Origin of the sequence: Blautia sp. HCP3S3_C12, from assembly GCF_052064155.1 — a bacterium.
In the GTDB taxonomy this organism is placed as follows: domain Bacteria; phylum Bacillota; class Clostridia; order Lachnospirales; family Lachnospiraceae; genus Blautia_A.
Map to the genome: position 1 here is coordinate 379,134 of NZ_JBQHWC010000002.1, position 16,495 is coordinate 395,628.

A 16,495-nucleotide genomic window follows, 5' to 3' on the forward strand; every position below is an offset into this window, starting at 1 on the left:
GAGAAATGCAAAGGCATGTCTGATGGGACATGCCTTTTTGTATTTTTTCGGAAAAAATCAGAGGTACTGGAAAGTGCTGCATTTTGTATCAGCAGAGCTGTGGGCACCGGAACCCTCTACCTGAATAGAAGAGGCTGTACATTTACAGTCACTGTTATAGGTGCAATTGTGGGCCTGACAGTCAATCTGAATTTTCTCACAGCCACAGCCGCAGCTGTAGCGGTCAGTCACAGAACTGCCGGAACGTTCCTGGAAACTGTCGCAGTTGGTTTCATTGGGGGAAGCTGCATTTTTACCATTGATGTCAATATTACCTCTGGAACAGAGCTGGTCCTTGTTGTAAATACAGTTTGCTGCTGAACATTTCAGAATAGTCATAATTTTGATATCCTCCTTTGGTTGGTATTATTATTGGGCCAGAACAGATTTCTGCTCCTGACCTTCTACAGAATAAGGATGCCCGGAAAAAATAAAAATATGTATACAGAAAAATATTCGGAAAAACAAAAAAGTACTTGACTTACAGGGTGAAACGTGATAGTTTATATGAGTACGTAAGAAAACAAAGCAGAGTTCCACTCTCACCTTAGCGCATTATGGCTGCGGCTTGGGTTTATATTACACAGTGACCAGGGGCAGATTCTGTCAGTGGGTGTGATAACAGAGTGTGGATTTTGTCCACGCTTTTTTTCTGCGTAGATGACAATGAGGGCGACGATAAGTTATGAAAGTCTATCTAAGGTATGGAGGTGCACTACAATTAGCAATTTAATGATTAATGAACAGATCAGAGACAAAGAGGTACGCTTGATCGGATCGGACGGAGAACAGCTTGGCATCATGTCCGCTAAGGAAGCGATGTTTAAAGCCCAGGCAGCAGGACTTGACCTGGTAAAAATTGCCCCTCAGGCAAAACCACCGGTATGCAAGATCATTGATTATGGTAAATACCGTTATGAGCTTGCGAGAAAAGAGAAGGAAGCAAAGAAAAAGCAGAAGACCATCGATGTCAAAGAAGTGCGACTTTCACCGAACATTGATACCAATGACCTTAATACGAAAGTCAACGCCGCCAGAAAGTTTCTTTCCAAGGGTGACAGAGTAAAAGTAACCTTACGTTTCCGCGGAAGAGAGATGGCACATATGGCAAACAGCAGACATGTGCTGGATGATTTTGCTGAACTTCTTGCTGATGTGGCAACAGTGGAAAAGGCACCTAAGGTTGAAGGCAGAAGCATGACTATGTTTTTAACGGAAAAGCGTTAAATATAATAGAGATACAGATTAAGGAGGAAATTACAATGCCAAAAATTAAAACTTGTAGAGCAGCAGCAAAGCGTTTCAAAAAAACAGGTACAGGAAAGTTAGTAAGAAATAAAGCTTATAAGAGCCATATCTTAACAAAGAAATCTCAGAAGAGAAAGAGAAATTTAAGAAAATCTACTGTTGTTGATTCTACTAATGTTAAGAGCATGAAGAAAGCATTACCATATTTATAAGATCTAATAGAAGAAGACGAACAGGAGGAAATTTGAGAAATGGCAAGAATTAAAGGCGGATTAAACGCAAAGAAAAGACATAATCGTACATTAAAGCTGGCTAAAGGTTACAGAGGAGCCCGCTCCAAACAGTATAGAGTAGCAAAACAGTCTGTAATGAGAGCCCTTACAAGCTCTTATGCAGGAAGAAAGCAGAAAAAACGTCAGTTCAGACAGCTCTGGATCGCTCGTATCAATGCAGCTGCAAGAATGAACGGTTTATCCTACAGCAAAATGATGCATGGTCTGAAAGTTGCTAATGTAGATATCAACAGAAAGATGCTTGCAGAGCTTGCAGTAAATGATGCAGAGGGATTTGCAGCACTTGCTGAGATCGCTAAGAAAGCAATCGCTTAATTTTTAATTTATCATAAGAATTTTGTAGTAATTAAAGATGTATGGAGAAACACAGATGTGTCTTTCCATATGTCTTTTTTTATGTTAACCGGATTCTTTTCCCGGTTTGCAGGAAAAGGTTTTGGAAAAAATGGTAAAAATGCAACAAAAGCAGGTATTGAAATATTGCCATAGACGGTCAAATGTCCCTATATGACGGAAAAAAATATTGGAATTTCACAAATTTCCCTTGCACAGGGAAATATAAGATGTTATAATTCTTACATTATAAATAAGGATGTCAGGGAAGCCAAAGCCGGCTGAAGCATACCGGCTGGCTTTTTGCTTATATGCCATTAGTAAAGAGGGTAAAGATGTCCGGCAGACCCCTGACAGAGATAATCAAGGAGGAATTATTATGAAAAACTGGAAAAAAGCAGTAAGCCTTACTGCAGCTGCAGCAATGGTCATGGCAACAATGGCTCCGGTATCTGTATTTGCAGAGGACGAGACATTCAAAATCGGCGTAATCGGACCTATGACAGGTGATTATGCACAGTATGGTACAAACGTATATAATGCTACCAAGATTGCAGTAGATGAGATCAATGCAAACGGTGGATTCAACGGTTATCAGGTAGAGGTTCTGGATGCAGGCGATGACCAGGGAGATCCGGAGAAAGCAGTTAATGCATATAATGACCTTCTTGACAAGGGAATGCAGATGCTTTGCGGAACAGTAACTTCCGGTTCCTGTATTGCTGTAGGTGCTGAAGCTGCTGAGAGTACTTTCCTTTTCACACCATCCGCAACTGCACTGGACAGCATCACATCCGGAAGCAATGAATTCCGTATGTGCTTTACTGATCCGGCTCAGGGAACCAAATCTGCACAGTTTATTTCCGAACATAAGATTGCTACAAAGGTAGCTGTTCTTTACGATTCAGCTGCAGATTATAATTCAGGTGTTCATGATGCTTTTGTAGAAGCAGCAGCTGAGGGCGGACTTGAGGTTGTTGCAGATGAAGCTTATACAACAGACAGCAATACAGATTATTCTGTACAGCTTTCCAAGATCAAAGACAGCGGCGCAGAGCTTCTGTTCCTTCCGAACTATTATTCAGACAATGCCCTGATCCTTCAGCAGGCATCTGAAGCTGGTATGACAGATATTAAATTCTTCGGTGTAGATGGTATGGATGGTATTCTGAATGTAGAGAACTTTGATACTTCTCTTGCAGAAGGAGTTATGCTTCTGACACCATTCTCTGCTACAGCAACAGATGAAAAGAGCCAGAATTTTGTAAAAGCTTACGGTGATGCCCATAACGGCGAGGTACCGAACCAGTTCGCAGCAGATGCATATGACGTTGTTTATGCAATGCAGCTTGCAGCAACAGATGCAGGAATTACACCGGATATGAGCAACGAGGATATCAGTGCAGCAATGGCAGCATCTATGCTGAACATTGAACTGGATGGTATCACAGGTAAGGCAAAATGGACCGAGGATGGAGAATGTGATAAAGAACCAAAAGCATTCGAGATCAAAAACGGTGAGTATATTGAGATGAAATAATCCAGACAGTGGATCTATAACATTAATATCAGAAGACATTGGGGGTCGGGGGACGGTTTCCGGTATGGAGACCGTCTCCCTTCTCTGTTCTGTCTGATTTACTTATTTATTTAAGAGGTGCGTTATGAGTTTTATATCTTATCTGAAAGACGGCATCAGTCTTGGCAGTATTTATGCGATCATTGCACTGGGATACACCATGGTTTACGGTATTGCAAAAATGCTGAACTTTGCTCATGGTGATGTTATCATGGTAGGTGCTTATGTGATTCTGACCTGCATTACACGTGGGGGAATGTCACCGGTTCTTGCAGTGATTCTTTCCGTTGTAGTCTGTACTGTTCTTGGTGTTGTAATTGAAAAGGTTGCCTACAGTCCGCTGCGAAAGGCTTCTTCCAACCTGGCAGTACTGATCACTGCTATCGGTGTCAGCTATCTGCTCCAGAACCTGGCTCTTCTGATCTTCGGAGCAGATGCCAAGAGCTTCGTGTCGGTAGTGAAAGTTCCGTCTGTTTCTCTGTTTGGAGGACAGCTGGTGATCAAGGGAATTACTATTGTGACAATTCTTGCATGTATTGTTATCATGGTAGGACTTTCCCTTTTTGTAAAAAAGACCAAGCCCGGTCGTGCCATGCAGGCAGTATCTGAGGACAGAGATGCAGCACAGCTGATGGGTGTCAATGTAAATGCTACTATTTCCCTGACCTTTGCTATTGGTTCCGGACTGGCAGCAATTGCAGGTCTTCTTCTGTGTCAGACATATCCTACCCTTACTCCTTATACAGGAGCTATGCCTGGTATCAAGGCCTTTGTGGCAGCGGTATTCGGCGGAATCGGTTCGATACCGGGAGCTATGGTGGGTGGAATCCTTTTGGGTATCCTGGAGATTTTCGGCAAGGCCTATATTTCTTCTCAGGTTGCAGATGCAATTGTGTTTGCAGTGCTGATCGTCGTGCTCCTTGTGAAGCCTACCGGTTTGTTCGGCAAGAACATCCAGGAGAAAGTGTAAGGTGGACGGTATGAAAAAAGTAAAAAATAAAACAACACAGAATAATATGATCAATTATGGGATTGTAATCCTGTTATTTGTGATCGTACAGGTTTTGAGTTCTACAGGCAACCTGTCCAGACTTCTCACAGGACTTCTGGTTCCCATTTGTGTCTATACGATTGCAGCGGTTTCCCTGAATCTTGTGGTAGGATTTTCCGGAGAGCTGAGTCTGGGACATGCAGGATTTATGTGCGTAGGTGCTTTTTCCAGTGCTTTATTTTCCCATGCAATGTCAGATATTCCCCAGATTCCCAGATTTATCCTGGCAATCTTGGTAGGTGCAGCTGTAGCAGCTGTATTTGGTCTGATCATTGGTATCCCTGTACTTCGTCTCAGGGGAGACTATCTGGCTATTGTAACCCTGGCCTTTGGTGAGATCATTAAAAATCTGATCAATGTCCTGTATATAGGGGTTGATGACAATGGACTTCATGTGGCAACAAGCTCAGCAGGACTTCATCTGGAGGCAGGCGGAAAGCAGATTCTCAAAGGTGCATTAGGAATTTCCGGTACAGGTGCGCTTTACAAGGATATTAAGAGTTCCTTCTTTATTATCGGTGTGATCCTGCTTCTGATCACTCTTTTCATTGTACAGAATCTGGTTCATTCCAGAAGTGGACGTGCAATCATGTCTACCAGGGACAATCGTATTGCAGCAGAGTCTGTGGGAATCAATATTACAAAATATAAGCTGCTGGCGTTCACCATTTCAGCAGCCCTGGCAGGTGTGGCAGGTGTGCTTTATGCCCACAACCTTTCCCTGCTGAAGGTTTCTGTATTTGATTATAATATGTCCATTCTGGTTCTGGTTTATGTAGTTCTGGGTGGAATCGGAAATATCCGCGGATCTATTATTGCAACCATCATTCTTTATGCTTTACCGGAGCTTCTCCGTGGATTTGCAAATTATCGTATGCTGATTTATGCCATCGTGCTGATCGCCATGATGCTCTTTAACTGGGCACCTGCTGCCAGAAACTGGAGAGCAAGGGTGATGGAGAAAGTTCGTGGATCAAAAAATAAAAGGGAGGTGGCCTGATCATGGCAATGCTGGAAGTAAATCATCTGTCTATTCAGTTTGGCGGTCTCCGCGCAGTAGACGGATTTAATATGACCATTGAAAAAGGTCAGCTCTATGGTCTGATCGGACCTAACGGTGCAGGAAAGACTACCGTATTTAACCTCCTTACAGGTGTGTACAAACCAACAGAGGGAATTATCCGTCTGGATGGCGAGGACATTACCGGAAAAAGCACTATTGAGATTAACAAGGCCGGAATTGCCCGAACCTTCCAGAACATCCGTCTTTTCAAAGAGCTTTCCGTGTTGGATAATGTTAAAGTAGGGCTTCATAATCATCATACATACTCTACTCTTACCGGTATTCTGAGATTGCCGAAATATTATAAGGTAGAAAAGGAAATGAATGAACGTGCCATGGAAATCCTGAAGGTTTTTGATCTGGACAGGGAGGCAGAGACCCTGGCCGGCAATCTGCCTTATGGTAAGCAGCGTAAGCTGGAGATTGCCAGGGCACTGGCCACAGATCCCAAGCTTTTGCTTCTGGATGAGCCGGCTGCAGGTATGAATCCCAATGAAACTCAGGAACTGATGGATACCATCCGTTTTGTGCGTGAGCATTTTGATATGACGATTCTTCTCATTGAGCATGATATGAAACTGGTTGGCGGTATCTGTGAGAAGCTGACAGTCCTGAACTTTGGTCAGGTTCTGACTCAGGGAGAGACTGCTTCAGTGCTGAAGGATCCTGCGGTTATCACTGCATATCTGGGAGAATAGGAGGAACAAATCAATGGCAATGTTGGAAGTAAAGGATCTCCAGGTGTATTATGGCGTGATCCAGGCATTGAAGGGGATTTCTTTTGAGGTTAACCAGGGTGAGGTTATTGCACTGATCGGTGCCAATGGTGCCGGCAAGACCACTACTCTGCAGACTCTCACAGGAATTCTTTCCCCAAAATCCGGAAGTATTGTATTTGAAGGCAAGGATCTGACTAGAACGCCTGCCCATAAGATCGTAGAGATGGGAATGGCCCACGTTCCGGAGGGACGTCGTGTATTTGCAGATATGAGTGTATATGAGAATCTGCTTATGGGTGCTTATACCAGAAAAAATAAGGCGGAAATAGAGGACAGTCTGAAAAGTGTATATAAAAGATTCCCAAGACTGGAAGAACGTAAAGGCCAGAGAGCCGGAACTCTTTCAGGCGGTGAACAGCAGATGCTTGCCATGGGACGGGCACTGATGAGCAAACCAAGGATTATTCTTATGGATGAGCCGTCTATGGGACTTTCCCCCATTTTTGTAAATGAAATCTTTAATATCATTAAAGAGGTAAGTGACAGTGGAACTACAGTTCTGTTGGTGGAACAGAATGCAAAGAAGGCATTGTCCATCGCTGACAGAGCTTATGTACTGGAAACAGGCAGTATCACCCTGGAGGGAAAAGCCAGTGACCTGCTGAACAATGAGTCTGTGCAGAAGGCTTATCTGGGTGAGTGATACCACATAATAATAGAATGGAACAGGAGGGGTTTTTATGGAAAATTTTGCAATTACCATTGCAAGGCAGTATGGAAGTGGCGGACGTACTGTTGGAAAAATGCTGGCAGAGAAGCTGGCAGTGCCTTTTTATGACAAGCAGATTATTCAGATGGCATCTGATGAGAGTGGCATTGATGTAAAGCTCTTTGGACAGGTAGAGGGAGGTATGAGTGTGAAGCCTTCTCTGTTTAATAAGAGTGGTCTGTATAAGGGGGATTTGATTCCACCTACAGATAAGGGATTTATTTCAGATGAAAATCTGTTTAATTATCAGGCAAAGGTTGTAACAGATTTGGCTGATAAGGAGTCATGCGTAATCGTTGGACGGTGTGTAAATTATGTGTTTAAGGACCGGCCGAATACTCTTCGTGTGTTTGTTCATGCTCCCTGGGATTTCCGTGTAGAGAAATCCAGAGGAAAGATCAGCGGCGGTGATGAGGAAATTGAGAAGTTTCTGCGTAAGGATGATAAGCGGAAACAGGAATATTACAGGAGATTCGCAGGCGGGGACTGGAGTGATGCCACGAATTATGATCTGTGTCTGAATGCCGGGAAACTGGGATTTGAGAAGTGTGTGGAGGCTATTCTGGCACAGATGGAAGTGATGGGAATAGGGAAGTAAGATAAAGTAAAGAGGGACGCCGAGCAATCATATTTGATTTTTTCTGTGCGGTTTCGGTGTCTAAGTAAATCTAGGTATAAAAAAAGCTGCTAAATGCGTTCATAAAAAATCCAAAACTCGCCTTACGGCTCAGACAGTTGGATTTTTTATGAACAACGCAGCTTTTTTTATACTAAGATTTACTAAGACGCCTGCAAATGCACTGAAAATCAAATATGATTGCTCGGCTGTTTTATTACTTTATACGGAAGGTACAAGGTAAATCATGAGGGGGACTTGATTTTTTTCTGGTAGTCTTTTAGGGTTTTTTCGTAGCCTATGTCGCTTAGTTCGTAGAAGTGATCGTTTGCAATCTCATTGGGGAGGTATTGCTGGTCTACGTAGTGGTTGGGGTAGTCGTGGGCGTATTTGTAGCCGATGCCGTGGCCGAGTTTTTCGTGGCCGCCGTAGTGGGCGTCCTGGAGGTGGGGTGGGACTGTTGTTTGGGTTCGTTTGACGGAGTCCATGGCTGCGAAGATGGCGTTGACTGCGGAGTTGCTTTTGGGAGCGCAGGCCATGTAGGTGACTGCCTGGGAGAGGATGATCTGGGATTCGGGCATTCCTACCCTCTCTACTGCCTGGGCTGCTGCGACGGCTACGCAGAGGGCCTGAGGGTCTGCATTCCCGATATCCTCGGAGGCCAGGATCATAATCCTGCGGGCGATGAATTTAACGTCTTCTCCGGCGTAGAGCATTTTGGCCAGGTAGTATACGGCTGCATCGGGATCAGAGCCTCGCATACTTTTGATAAAGGCGGAGATGATGTCGTAGTGGTTATCTCCGTTTTTGTCGTAGCGTACGACCCGTTTCTGGATGCATTGGGATGCCACATCAAGAGTGATATGGATGAATCCGTCTTCGCTTCTGGGAGTGGTAAGGATGCCAAGCTCAATGGCGTTGAGGGCATTTCTGGCATCTCCCCCGGCCATGTCTGCAAGGAAGTCCAGAGCATCAGTATCTATTTGAGCTTTGTAGTTTCCCATTCCTTTTGTCTTATCATTGATTGCACGAAGGATGAGTTCTTTGACTTCGGAAATTTCAAGGGATTTCAGCTCAAAGATGATAGAACGGGAGATCAAAGCGGCATTGACTTCAAAATAAGGATTTTCGGTTGTAGCGCCGATGAGAATAATAGTTCCATCTTCCACGAAAGGAAGGAGATAGTCCTGCTGGCCTTTATTGAAGCGGTGGATCTCATCAATGAAGAGGATGGTTTTCTTTCCGTACATGCCCAGATTCTGCTGTGCTTCTTTTACTACGGCTTCCATATCTTTTTTTCCTGCTACAGTGGCATTGATCTGAGTAAATTCTGCGCTTGTGGTGTTGGCAATAACCTTTGCCAGAGTGGTTTTTCCTGTTCCTGGAGGACCGTAGAAGATAACAGAGGTCAGTTTGTCTGCTTTGATAGCTCTGTATAATAAGGTATCCTTTCCAATGATATGCTGCTGGCCTACCACTTCGTCCAGAGTAGCAGGGCGCAGCCTGGATGCTAATGGGGATTCACGGTCAAGGGTTTTTGATTTTGCATATTCAAATAAATCCATAGTATTTCTCCATAATAATATAATAAAGAAAATGTGTGAGCTATAAAAGCTCCTCCATTATTTTACCGTATATTTCCTGGCTGTGGGCAGGCCATTTCTGGCACATGGATTTGGCAGCTTCCAGATTGGGGGCAGCGATGTTCAGGTCAATGAGAGAATTCCCTTTCTCTATAAGCTGACATCGCACAGAATAATCTCCCTGTTTGGTAATATAGTAATCAGCAGAGGTGACAATTCTGTCCTCTGCCTTAAATCCTGCAGAGTTCAGATATTCCTTTACTTCCTGCTTGATTTCGGAAGACAAATCCTGCTGGAAAAAGGAGAGGGTTTTGCACCCATCTTCTGTAATCCGGTAATGTGAGGTGTTAGAGCGGGTATCCTTATTTACAAGCTCTGCTTCTACAAGCTCTGAAAGAGCCTGCTGGAGATGAAAATAATTGGTGTATCCCCGATCAAGGATAAATTCGGAAATCTGGGAATTAGTCAGTGTATCATCTGCGTTCTGAAGCATGTATAATACGATGAGTTTATAAATAGTATAAGGTGTTGCCAATTGGAATCCCTCCCTTTCAATTGATCTGCCAATTTGTTTGTCTGCCCTGATAATTATGGCTTTCTTTCATCTGATGGTGTAAAAGATTCAGTACCTCCCGCTTCCTGCTGGCCCACAATGGGGCTATGAGGAGATCCTTGGGACCGTCACCGGTGATTCGGTGGATCACCATATCCGGTCTGAGGTGTTCCAGACAGCTGATTACCAGAGAAATATATTCGTCCCGTTCATAAGTGCAAAACAGGCCCTTTTCATAATCAGAGGCCAGATCAGTTCCCCGGAGTACATGGAGCAGCTGTAGCTTGATCCCCTGGATGTCCTGGTGATTCAGATACTCCATAGTGTTCAGGATATCCTGGGTACTTTCTCCGGGAAGACCGAGAATGGTGTGAACGATTACTTCTATGTCTTCACTGCGTAAGCGCCTGACTGCATCTTCAAAGCAAGACAGGGGATAGCCCCTGCGTATGTAGGCCGCAGTTTTTTCGTGAATGGTCTGCAGTCCCAGTTCTACCCACACAGGCTTCTGCCGGTTCAGCCTGGAGAGAAGTGTTACCACATCCTTCCCCAGACAGTCAGGTCTGGTGCCTATGGATAATGCTGCAATACCCGGATGTGACAGGGCTTCTGTAAATATTTTTTCCAGATATTCCACAGGTGCATAAGTATTGGTAAATGCCTGGAAATAAGCGATATATTTATGTATGGGTCTTTTGGCCGAAAGGATGGAAATCTGTCTGTCAATCTGTTCGGTGATGGACAGACTGCTGTCTGCGGCGAAATCTCCGCTTCCTCCTGCACTGCAGAAAATGCAGCCTCTGGTTCCAAGCTTTCCGTCCCGGTTGGGACAGGACATCCCACCGTTTAGTGTTACTTTATAAACTTTTTCTCCGAACCGTTCCCTGAGCATATAGTCCAGAGAGTGGTAAGGCTTTTCTCCCCATTTCATCATACAGCCGGTGTATTCCGTGAAGTATCATCAGGAGTTTCCTCAGAACCTTCTTCTGAGATTTCGTCCTTTTCGGGAATGATATAATTATCGAAAATCTTTACCAGGAAATGCCCGTTGATAAAAGCAAGCAGGGCAAAGCCCACCAATATAAAAAGCAGAATGGCCACGGACTGTACCCGGAAGTCCGGAATAAAGAAAATGGAGGCAGGTGCAATGGTGATCAGAGCCATAAGGATGGTATAGGGCAGATGCATGATGGACATCAAAAAAGCATTCCGGAAAGTATTTTTTACAGAGTTGTAAAACTTTGCCAGTACCGGATAAATGTACAGGAATACTGCCAGATAAATAATACCTAAGGCGATAAAGATGATATATAATACTTTGGACATGGAACCGCCCATCTGTATGACGATATTCGTATCAAAATATAATACTCCGGCTATAAGGAGCATGATAAGATTGATAATGGTTGACTGCTTGAAGTTCTGCTTAAAGGACTTGAAAAAGCTTCTGATAATGTAGGATTCCTCATTTCGTGCCATTTTCAGGGTGACATAGTGAAGGGCTGTCAGGGAAGCTCCGATAGTAACAACCGGGAGACAGCAGATGACAAAAACCACATTCAGCATAAACAGATCTGCAGCCCTTCCCATAAAGCTGAAAAATTTGTTGTCCATATTAAAAAGTTTATCCATTTTAATAACTCCTCGTATAATAAGTTTGTATTGGGTTTACCTATAAGTATAACCAATCACACTGGAAAAAGCAAATTTTTTTATGGATCAAGAAGCTGGTCAGCAGTGACAAAATCATAGCCTTTTTCTGTAAGCTCATCAGCGATGGCAAGTGCTGCCCTGACAGAGCTGTCATAGCTGTCATGCATGAGGATGATGGAACCATCCTGCACATTTTTGCGCACAATATCCAGAATACTTTCGGGATTCTGACTTTGCCAGTCCAGAGTATCCACATCCCAGAATACGGGAAGCATGGTGACAGGAAGCTCCAGATCCTTTTTCCAGGCTCCGTAAGGTGGTCTGAGACAGGTAGGGTAGGTTCCGGTAATATGGTAGATCAGGCTGTTTGTCTTTAGAATTTCCCTGCTGGCTCTGGAAGGAGAAATTTTGTCCAGCTGTACATGACTCCAGGTGTGGCAGCCGATTAGGTGACCGTCCTTCTGCATCCGGAGAAGCAGCTCTTTATTTTTCAGGATATTTTCGCCCAGGAGAAAAAAGGTGGCATGTATGTTTCTTTTGCGTAAGCCCTCCAGCAGAAGTGGAGTGTATTTGGCATTGGGGCCATCGTCAAAGGTCAGGGCAACCCGTGGAGCTTCTACTTTTGTAACAGATGTTCTGCCGGCAGTTTGGTTGAGAGAATTTTCAGTGGTTGTATAAAAATGGCAGAACAACAGAAAAATACAGAGAAAAACCGGAATGATCCAAAACAGGAATCTGTGAATTTTCATATTCTATTTTCCGCGGCAAAGCTACTGTTTACGCTGTGTCCAGTAACCTGGCAAATTATTATTTAATTATATATATAAAAAAAGAAAGCAAATGATGCAGATTTATTGTATAATGAAATTTATCAAACAAAAGGAATGACAATTATGAAAAAGAAAGGGATGACTCTCGGGCTGCTCCTGTCAGGAGCGGGGATTCTGATTTTGCTGTATATGACAGGAGAGTCTTATTTAAATGGTCTGGCAGGTTCAAACCGGCAGATGCAGGCAGATACAAAGGAATATATGTATAAATATGATATGATCGTGGATAATCCGGAGTCGTCTTTTTGGCAGGCTGTGTATGCAAGTGCAGAAAAGTGGGCCAGGGAGAACGACAGTCTTCTGGAGCTTAAGGGAACAGATGAGGAGTCTCAATATACCAAATTGGATTATATGAATGTAAGTATTGCATCCAGGGCAGATGGAATTATCCTTCAGTACAGTGGGGAGGATGGCCTGGAAGATAAGATTGATGAGGCTGTTGCAGATGGAATCCCGGTGGTGACTTTGATGAATGATGCTGTTCACAGCAAGCGCCAGACCTTTGTAGGGGTAAGTGATTATCAGCTTGGAAGTGCCTATGGCGAAAAGGTGGCAGATTATGTTACCCGGGATACGAAGAATATTCTGATTTTATTGAAAAGAAACATTGATGATATGAATCAGAGTCAGATATACACGCAGATCAGCAATGCTGCCCAGGCAAAAACAGGAGCCGGACAGCCGGTAACTGTAAGTGTGAAAAATCTCCTTTCTTCCGGTACCTTTGGGACAGAGGAAGCGGTTACGGATATCTTTCAGCAGAGAAATAAAGTGCCGGATATTCTGGTATGTATGGATGCAGACACTACAGAGTGTGCCCGCCAGGCAGTGCTGGACTTTAATCTGGCGGGAAAAGTAATCATCATCGGCTATTATACCTCTCCGGATATCCTTACAGCTGTGGAAAAAGGAGTACTTGCCCTGACCTGTGATGTGGATACAGAACAGATGGGAAAATACAGTATAGAGGCACTGACAGAATTTCAGAAAGATGGCAGATCCAATTCCTATTATAATGTAGATATTAATTTCCTGGATAAGGATGCAGCCAGGTCATTACGAAGGGAGGGATTGTCGGAATGAAGCGAATCCGCTGGAAAGATTTTTCCCTTGTAAGTAAAATTGTCATAGAGGTGGGACTGATCGCAGGACTGCTTTTTACGATGAACCTGTTATTCTATGTGCGGATCAATATTTCCATGCAGAAAATGGATAATGTATATGCCAGCAATGCCCAGCTGACAGATTTGTCTCAGGTATTTGAGCAGGTACAGGACAATATGTATGAATATCTGAAAGTAAAAAGTTCTCAGTCCCTGATGGATTATTACCAGAATGAAGCCAGGTACAGAAATGAACTGGAGAAGCTCAATGACAAAAATATCAATGATTCGGTAAAGCTTCTGGAGCGTAATATCCGGAAAATGTCTGAGACCTATCTGGACTGTACTGCTGAGACAGTCGCAGCCAAGAGAGGCAGGAATGTAGAAAAATATAAGCGGAAATATGAGGATTCCATCAGACTCTACAGTTATATTCAGACAGCCATTGATGAATTAAATAATCAGCTTTTTAAGGAGAATACCAGCAGCTATTCTGTATTACGTCAGATGATGCGGTATCTGGAGACCAGTAATATAATTTTTATGCTTGTGATCGTGGCAGTGGGAATGCTCCTGCTGATCATGGCAACCAGAGGAATGTTCCGTTCGCTGACCAGTATGGCAGAGACTGCCCAGCTGGTGGGACAGGGAAATTTCCATATGAAAATGCCGGATACTGATTCTCAGGATGAGCTGGGGGAGGTAACCAGGGCTTTTAACACTATGGTGGAGAATCTGGATGTCTATATGGCGAAGACAAAGGAAAGTATGGAGAAGGAGCAGCAGATGATGGAAAGAGAACTCCTGATGGAGAATCATCTGAAGGAGGCTCAGCTAAAATATCTTCAGTCTCAGATCAATCCTCATTTCCTTTTTAATTCCCTGAATGCAGGCGCGCAGCTGGCCATGATGGAGGATGCGGAGAAAACCGGAATCTTTGTGGAAAAGATGGCAGACTTTTTCCGGTATAATGTAAAGAAGGGACAGGAGGATGCTACTCTGGGAGAGGAGCTGGAGGCAGTAGACAACTATATTTATATTTTGAATGTGCGGTTTGCAGGGGATATTCATTTTAGCAGTGACGTGGATGAATCTGTGGAGAATGTCCGTGTGCCAAGTATGATCCTTCAACCGGTAGTGGAGAATGCAGTGAACCATGGAATCAGGGATATTGACTGGGAAGGTCAGATTCATCTTACGGTGACCAGGGATCCAAGGGGAATCTGTATCAGTATCTGTGATAATGGCAAGGGTATGAGTGAAGAAGAGATTCAAAATGTGCTTTCCGGAAATAAGGAACACAGTACCCAGGAGGGAGATTCTACTGGAATCGGCATGAATAACGTGATCAGCCGTCTGGAGCTTTATTATGAGCAGCCGGATCTGCTGGAAATTTACAGTGAAGGTGCAGGAAAGGGAACAGAGGTAGTGATTCACATACCTCTCATAAGGTAAGAGTGACATGTACAGAATTTTGCTTGCAGATGATGAAGGTATCATGCTGGAATCATTAAAGAAAATCATAGAATCTAATTTTGGAAATGAATGTGAGATCCACACTGCCAAATCAGGCAGAGTGGTGGTGGAACAGGCGCAGGCTTATCCGCCGGATATCTGTTTTATGGATATTCAGATGCCGGGGATCAGTGGAATCCAGGCTATCAGGGAAATCCAGAAGTTTAACAGCTCAGTGGTTTTTGTGATTATTACTGCTTATGATAAATTTAATTATGCCAAGGAAGCAGTAAATCTGGGGGTAATGGAATTTCTCACCAAACCGGTCAATAAAAAGGTGATTCTGGAAGCCTGTATGAAGGCTATGGAAAAGGTAGACCAGACCAGGCAGAAACGCAGTGATGATTTGAAAATCAGGGAAAAACTGGAAACCGTGGTACCTATGATCGAGAGTGGATATATCAATAATATCCTGCTTCAGGATGATTTTGTTACCTACCAGGATAATTATACAGAGCTTCTGAATATTCATCAGAAATATGGATATATGGTAGTGGTAGAGTTTGGAGATTCCATGGAAAATGGAGTTTTGAGTAATGCTGTGGGAGCCGGTGTGAGAGCGAACCGTTTTTATTCTACTTTCCGGGAGATTGCCCAGGATTTCTTTGAATGTCTGGTGGGGCCTATTATGGGAAACAGAATTGTGCTGCTGGTGCCCTATGAGGAGAATACAGAGGATTATGAAGAACGTGTGGCAATCGTTACCAGAGCCAGAAACATGGTACACAAGCTGGAAAACCGTATTGACAGTATGTTCCGCTGTGGTATTGGAAGGGTGAAGGAGCTTGGAAGTGTGAAGGAATCCTTTCAGGAGGCTGTGGTAGCTCTCAGGGAGAGTGTCAGCCATGTGGTGCACATTGAGGATGTACCGGTAGCCCAGAAGTATGACGGTGAATATCCTAGAGATCTGGAATCCAGGTATGTGCGGAGGATCCTTGACAAGGATGCTGCTGGTGCCCTGAATTGCGTAGAGGGATTTTTTACCTGGATGATGGGACAGCCATCTGTTTCCAGAGAAGATGTGGAAATCAAGATCCTGGAACTTGTGATGGATGCAGAACGCCGTGCCTTTTTGGCAGGTACTATGAAATATAATGTAAACTACAGGAGAAGCTACATCCGTGAACTGCAGTCCTGTGCTGACATGAATGGACTGAAAAACTGGTTTCTGGATAAGACCAGGGATATCTGTGCCAGAATGGAGGACTCCAGGGAGAAAGAAGAACTGAGTATTATTGAGAAGGCACGAAGTTATATTAATGAGAACTTCCGCAGGGACATTTCCCTGGATGATGTTTCCAGGGAAGTGGATATCAGTCCCTATTATTTCAGTAAGCTGTTCAAACAGGAGACAGGTAAGAATTTTATTGAATATCTTACGGAGATCCGTCTTCGCAGTGCCAGAGAGCTTTTACAGAATTCACAGTATTCCATCAAGGAGATCTGTGCGCAGTCCGGTTACAGTGATCCTAATTATTTCAGCAGGATATTCAAAAAGTATGAAGGTGTGACACCCAGTGAATTCAGAGAACATCGGAGATAGATGGC

18 protein-coding genes are annotated in these 16,495 nt (G+C 43.8%); 12 read left to right on the forward strand and 6 right to left on the reverse strand.

Annotated elements, in window-relative coordinates; genetic code table 11:
* Positions 1-57: 57 nt before the first annotated feature.
* On the reverse strand, positions 58-378 hold the full coding sequence (locus ACTNDS_RS03900) for a DUF1540 domain-containing protein (RefSeq protein WP_019162772.1): 321 nt from the start codon (positions 376-378) through the stop codon (positions 58-60).
* A 393-nt stretch (positions 379-771) separates the two neighbouring features.
* Here ACTNDS_RS03900 and infC point away from each other — a divergent pair, with 393 nt between their 5' ends.
* The 9 genes from infC to ACTNDS_RS03945 all read left to right on the forward strand — a co-directional run bounded on the left by infC (position 772) and on the right by ACTNDS_RS03945 (position 7,692).
* The gene (infC, locus tag ACTNDS_RS03905) at positions 772-1,266 is read left to right on the forward strand and encodes a translation initiation factor IF-3 (protein ID WP_019162771.1); all 495 of its coding nucleotides are present in this window, start codon (positions 772-774) and stop codon (positions 1,264-1,266) included.
* Between the two features lie 35 nt (positions 1,267-1,301).
* Positions 1,302-1,499, forward strand: a complete 198-nt coding sequence (gene rpmI, locus ACTNDS_RS03910; protein WP_019162770.1) for a 50S ribosomal protein L35 — start codon at positions 1,302-1,304, stop codon at positions 1,497-1,499.
* Positions 1,500-1,538: 39 nt separating this feature from the next.
* Entirely contained in the window at positions 1,539-1,895 is a 357-nt protein-coding gene (gene rplT / locus ACTNDS_RS03915; RefSeq protein ID WP_019162769.1) for a 50S ribosomal protein L20, read from the forward strand.
* A gap of 397 nt (positions 1,896-2,292) precedes the next feature.
* On the forward strand, positions 2,293-3,453 hold the full coding sequence (locus ACTNDS_RS03920; RefSeq protein ID WP_441033821.1) for an ABC transporter substrate-binding protein: 1,161 nt from the start codon (positions 2,293-2,295) through the stop codon (positions 3,451-3,453).
* A gap of 124 nt (positions 3,454-3,577) precedes the next feature.
* Entirely contained in the window at positions 3,578-4,462 is an 885-nt protein-coding gene (locus ACTNDS_RS03925; RefSeq protein WP_303241846.1) for a branched-chain amino acid ABC transporter permease, read from the forward strand.
* A 10-nt stretch (positions 4,463-4,472) separates the two neighbouring features.
* Positions 4,473-5,543, forward strand: coding sequence for a branched-chain amino acid ABC transporter permease (locus ACTNDS_RS03930; protein WP_441033823.1), 1,071 nt, complete (start codon positions 4,473-4,475; stop codon positions 5,541-5,543).
* Between the two features lie 2 nt (positions 5,544-5,545).
* Entirely contained in the window at positions 5,546-6,304 is a 759-nt protein-coding gene (locus ACTNDS_RS03935) for an ABC transporter ATP-binding protein (RefSeq protein ID WP_173742242.1), read from the forward strand.
* A 13-nt stretch (positions 6,305-6,317) separates the two neighbouring features.
* Complete coding sequence (locus tag ACTNDS_RS03940; RefSeq protein WP_019162764.1) at positions 6,318-7,028, forward strand: ABC transporter ATP-binding protein; 711 nt, start codon at positions 6,318-6,320, stop codon at positions 7,026-7,028.
* Positions 7,029-7,065: 37 nt separating this feature from the next.
* Positions 7,066-7,692, forward strand: a complete 627-nt coding sequence (locus ACTNDS_RS03945; RefSeq protein WP_303241849.1) for an AAA family ATPase — start codon at positions 7,066-7,068, stop codon at positions 7,690-7,692.
* Positions 7,693-7,955: 263 nt separating this feature from the next.
* Here the strand turns inward: ACTNDS_RS03945 and ACTNDS_RS03950 are convergent, their stop codons facing one another.
* The 5 genes from ACTNDS_RS03950 to ACTNDS_RS03970 all read right to left on the reverse strand — a co-directional run bounded on the left by ACTNDS_RS03950 (position 7,956) and on the right by ACTNDS_RS03970 (position 12,248).
* Positions 7,956-9,275 (reverse strand): replication-associated recombination protein A, encoded by a 1,320-nt coding sequence (locus ACTNDS_RS03950; protein WP_441033826.1) that lies wholly within the window; start codon positions 9,273-9,275, stop codon positions 7,956-7,958.
* 40 nt (positions 9,276-9,315) lie between these two features.
* Positions 9,316-9,828 carry a DUF4364 family protein gene (locus ACTNDS_RS03955; protein WP_303241851.1) on the reverse strand — a complete coding sequence of 171 codons (513 nt, stop codon included), beginning with the start codon at positions 9,826-9,828 and terminating at the stop codon, positions 9,316-9,318.
* Positions 9,829-9,844: 16 nt separating this feature from the next.
* On the reverse strand, positions 9,845-10,780 hold the full coding sequence (locus tag ACTNDS_RS03960; RefSeq protein WP_441033828.1) for a TIGR01212 family radical SAM protein: 936 nt from the start codon (positions 10,778-10,780) through the stop codon (positions 9,845-9,847).
* The gene (locus tag ACTNDS_RS03965; RefSeq protein WP_441033830.1) at positions 10,777-11,478 is read right to left on the reverse strand and encodes a YesL family protein; all 702 of its coding nucleotides are present in this window, start codon (positions 11,476-11,478) and stop codon (positions 10,777-10,779) included. The genes ACTNDS_RS03960 and ACTNDS_RS03965 overlap by 4 nt, the downstream gene beginning before the upstream one ends.
* An 80-nt stretch (positions 11,479-11,558) precedes the next feature.
* Positions 11,559-12,248, reverse strand: coding sequence for a polysaccharide deacetylase family protein (locus ACTNDS_RS03970; RefSeq protein ID WP_441033832.1), 690 nt, complete (start codon positions 12,246-12,248; stop codon positions 11,559-11,561).
* A gap of 144 nt (positions 12,249-12,392) precedes the next feature.
* Between ACTNDS_RS03970 and ACTNDS_RS03975 the strand changes: the two genes are divergently transcribed.
* The 3 genes from ACTNDS_RS03975 to ACTNDS_RS03985 are packed head-to-tail and all read left to right on the forward strand — an operon-like array spanning position 12,393 to position 16,490.
* Complete coding sequence (locus ACTNDS_RS03975) at positions 12,393-13,412, forward strand: substrate-binding domain-containing protein (protein WP_441033834.1); 1,020 nt, start codon at positions 12,393-12,395, stop codon at positions 13,410-13,412.
* A complete protein-coding gene (locus ACTNDS_RS03980; RefSeq protein WP_173742233.1) occupies positions 13,409-14,887 on the forward strand; it encodes a sensor histidine kinase in 1,479 nt (492 codons plus the stop codon). Before ACTNDS_RS03975 ends, ACTNDS_RS03980 begins: the two co-directional genes overlap by 4 nt.
* A gap of 7 nt (positions 14,888-14,894) precedes the next feature.
* A complete protein-coding gene (locus ACTNDS_RS03985) occupies positions 14,895-16,490 on the forward strand; it encodes a response regulator (protein WP_441033836.1) in 1,596 nt (531 codons plus the stop codon).
* Positions 16,491-16,495: the final 5 nt, after the last annotated feature.

What these genes read in the sequence shown, in the direction of transcription:
- ACTNDS_RS03935 (WP_173742242.1), top strand. Translation starts at nt 5,546, where the DNA reads ATGGCAATGCTGGAAGTAAATCATCTGTCTATTCAGTTTGGCGGTCTC.
- ACTNDS_RS03930 (WP_441033823.1), top strand. Translation starts at nt 4,473, where the DNA reads ATGAAAAAAGTAAAAAATAAAACAACACAGAATAATATGATCAATTAT.
- ACTNDS_RS03970 (WP_441033832.1), bottom strand. Translation starts at nt 12,248, where the DNA reads ATGAAAATTCACAGATTCCTGTTTTGGATCATTCCGGTTTTTCTCTGT.
- ACTNDS_RS03975 (WP_441033834.1), top strand. Translation starts at nt 12,393, where the DNA reads ATGAAAAAGAAAGGGATGACTCTCGGGCTGCTCCTGTCAGGAGCGGGG.
- ACTNDS_RS03900 (WP_019162772.1), bottom strand. Translation starts at nt 378, where the DNA reads ATGACTATTCTGAAATGTTCAGCAGCAAACTGTATTTACAACAAGGAC.
- ACTNDS_RS03960 (WP_441033828.1), bottom strand. Translation starts at nt 10,780, where the DNA reads ATGATGAAATGGGGAGAAAAGCCTTACCACTCTCTGGACTATATGCTC.
- infC (WP_019162771.1), top strand. Translation starts at nt 772, where the DNA reads ATGATTAATGAACAGATCAGAGACAAAGAGGTACGCTTGATCGGATCG.
- ACTNDS_RS03980 (WP_173742233.1), top strand. Translation starts at nt 13,409, where the DNA reads ATGAAGCGAATCCGCTGGAAAGATTTTTCCCTTGTAAGTAAAATTGTC.
- ACTNDS_RS03920 (WP_441033821.1), top strand. Translation starts at nt 2,293, where the DNA reads ATGAAAAACTGGAAAAAAGCAGTAAGCCTTACTGCAGCTGCAGCAATG.
- rplT (WP_019162769.1), top strand. Translation starts at nt 1,539, where the DNA reads ATGGCAAGAATTAAAGGCGGATTAAACGCAAAGAAAAGACATAATCGT.
- ACTNDS_RS03925 (WP_303241846.1), top strand. Translation starts at nt 3,578, where the DNA reads ATGAGTTTTATATCTTATCTGAAAGACGGCATCAGTCTTGGCAGTATT.
- rpmI (WP_019162770.1), top strand. Translation starts at nt 1,302, where the DNA reads ATGCCAAAAATTAAAACTTGTAGAGCAGCAGCAAAGCGTTTCAAAAAA.
- ACTNDS_RS03940 (WP_019162764.1), top strand. Translation starts at nt 6,318, where the DNA reads ATGGCAATGTTGGAAGTAAAGGATCTCCAGGTGTATTATGGCGTGATC.
- ACTNDS_RS03965 (WP_441033830.1), bottom strand. Translation starts at nt 11,478, where the DNA reads ATGGATAAACTTTTTAATATGGACAACAAATTTTTCAGCTTTATGGGA.
- ACTNDS_RS03950 (WP_441033826.1), bottom strand. Translation starts at nt 9,275, where the DNA reads ATGGATTTATTTGAATATGCAAAATCAAAAACCCTTGACCGTGAATCC.
- ACTNDS_RS03945 (WP_303241849.1), top strand. Translation starts at nt 7,066, where the DNA reads ATGGAAAATTTTGCAATTACCATTGCAAGGCAGTATGGAAGTGGCGGA.
- ACTNDS_RS03985 (WP_441033836.1), top strand. Translation starts at nt 14,895, where the DNA reads ATGTACAGAATTTTGCTTGCAGATGATGAAGGTATCATGCTGGAATCA.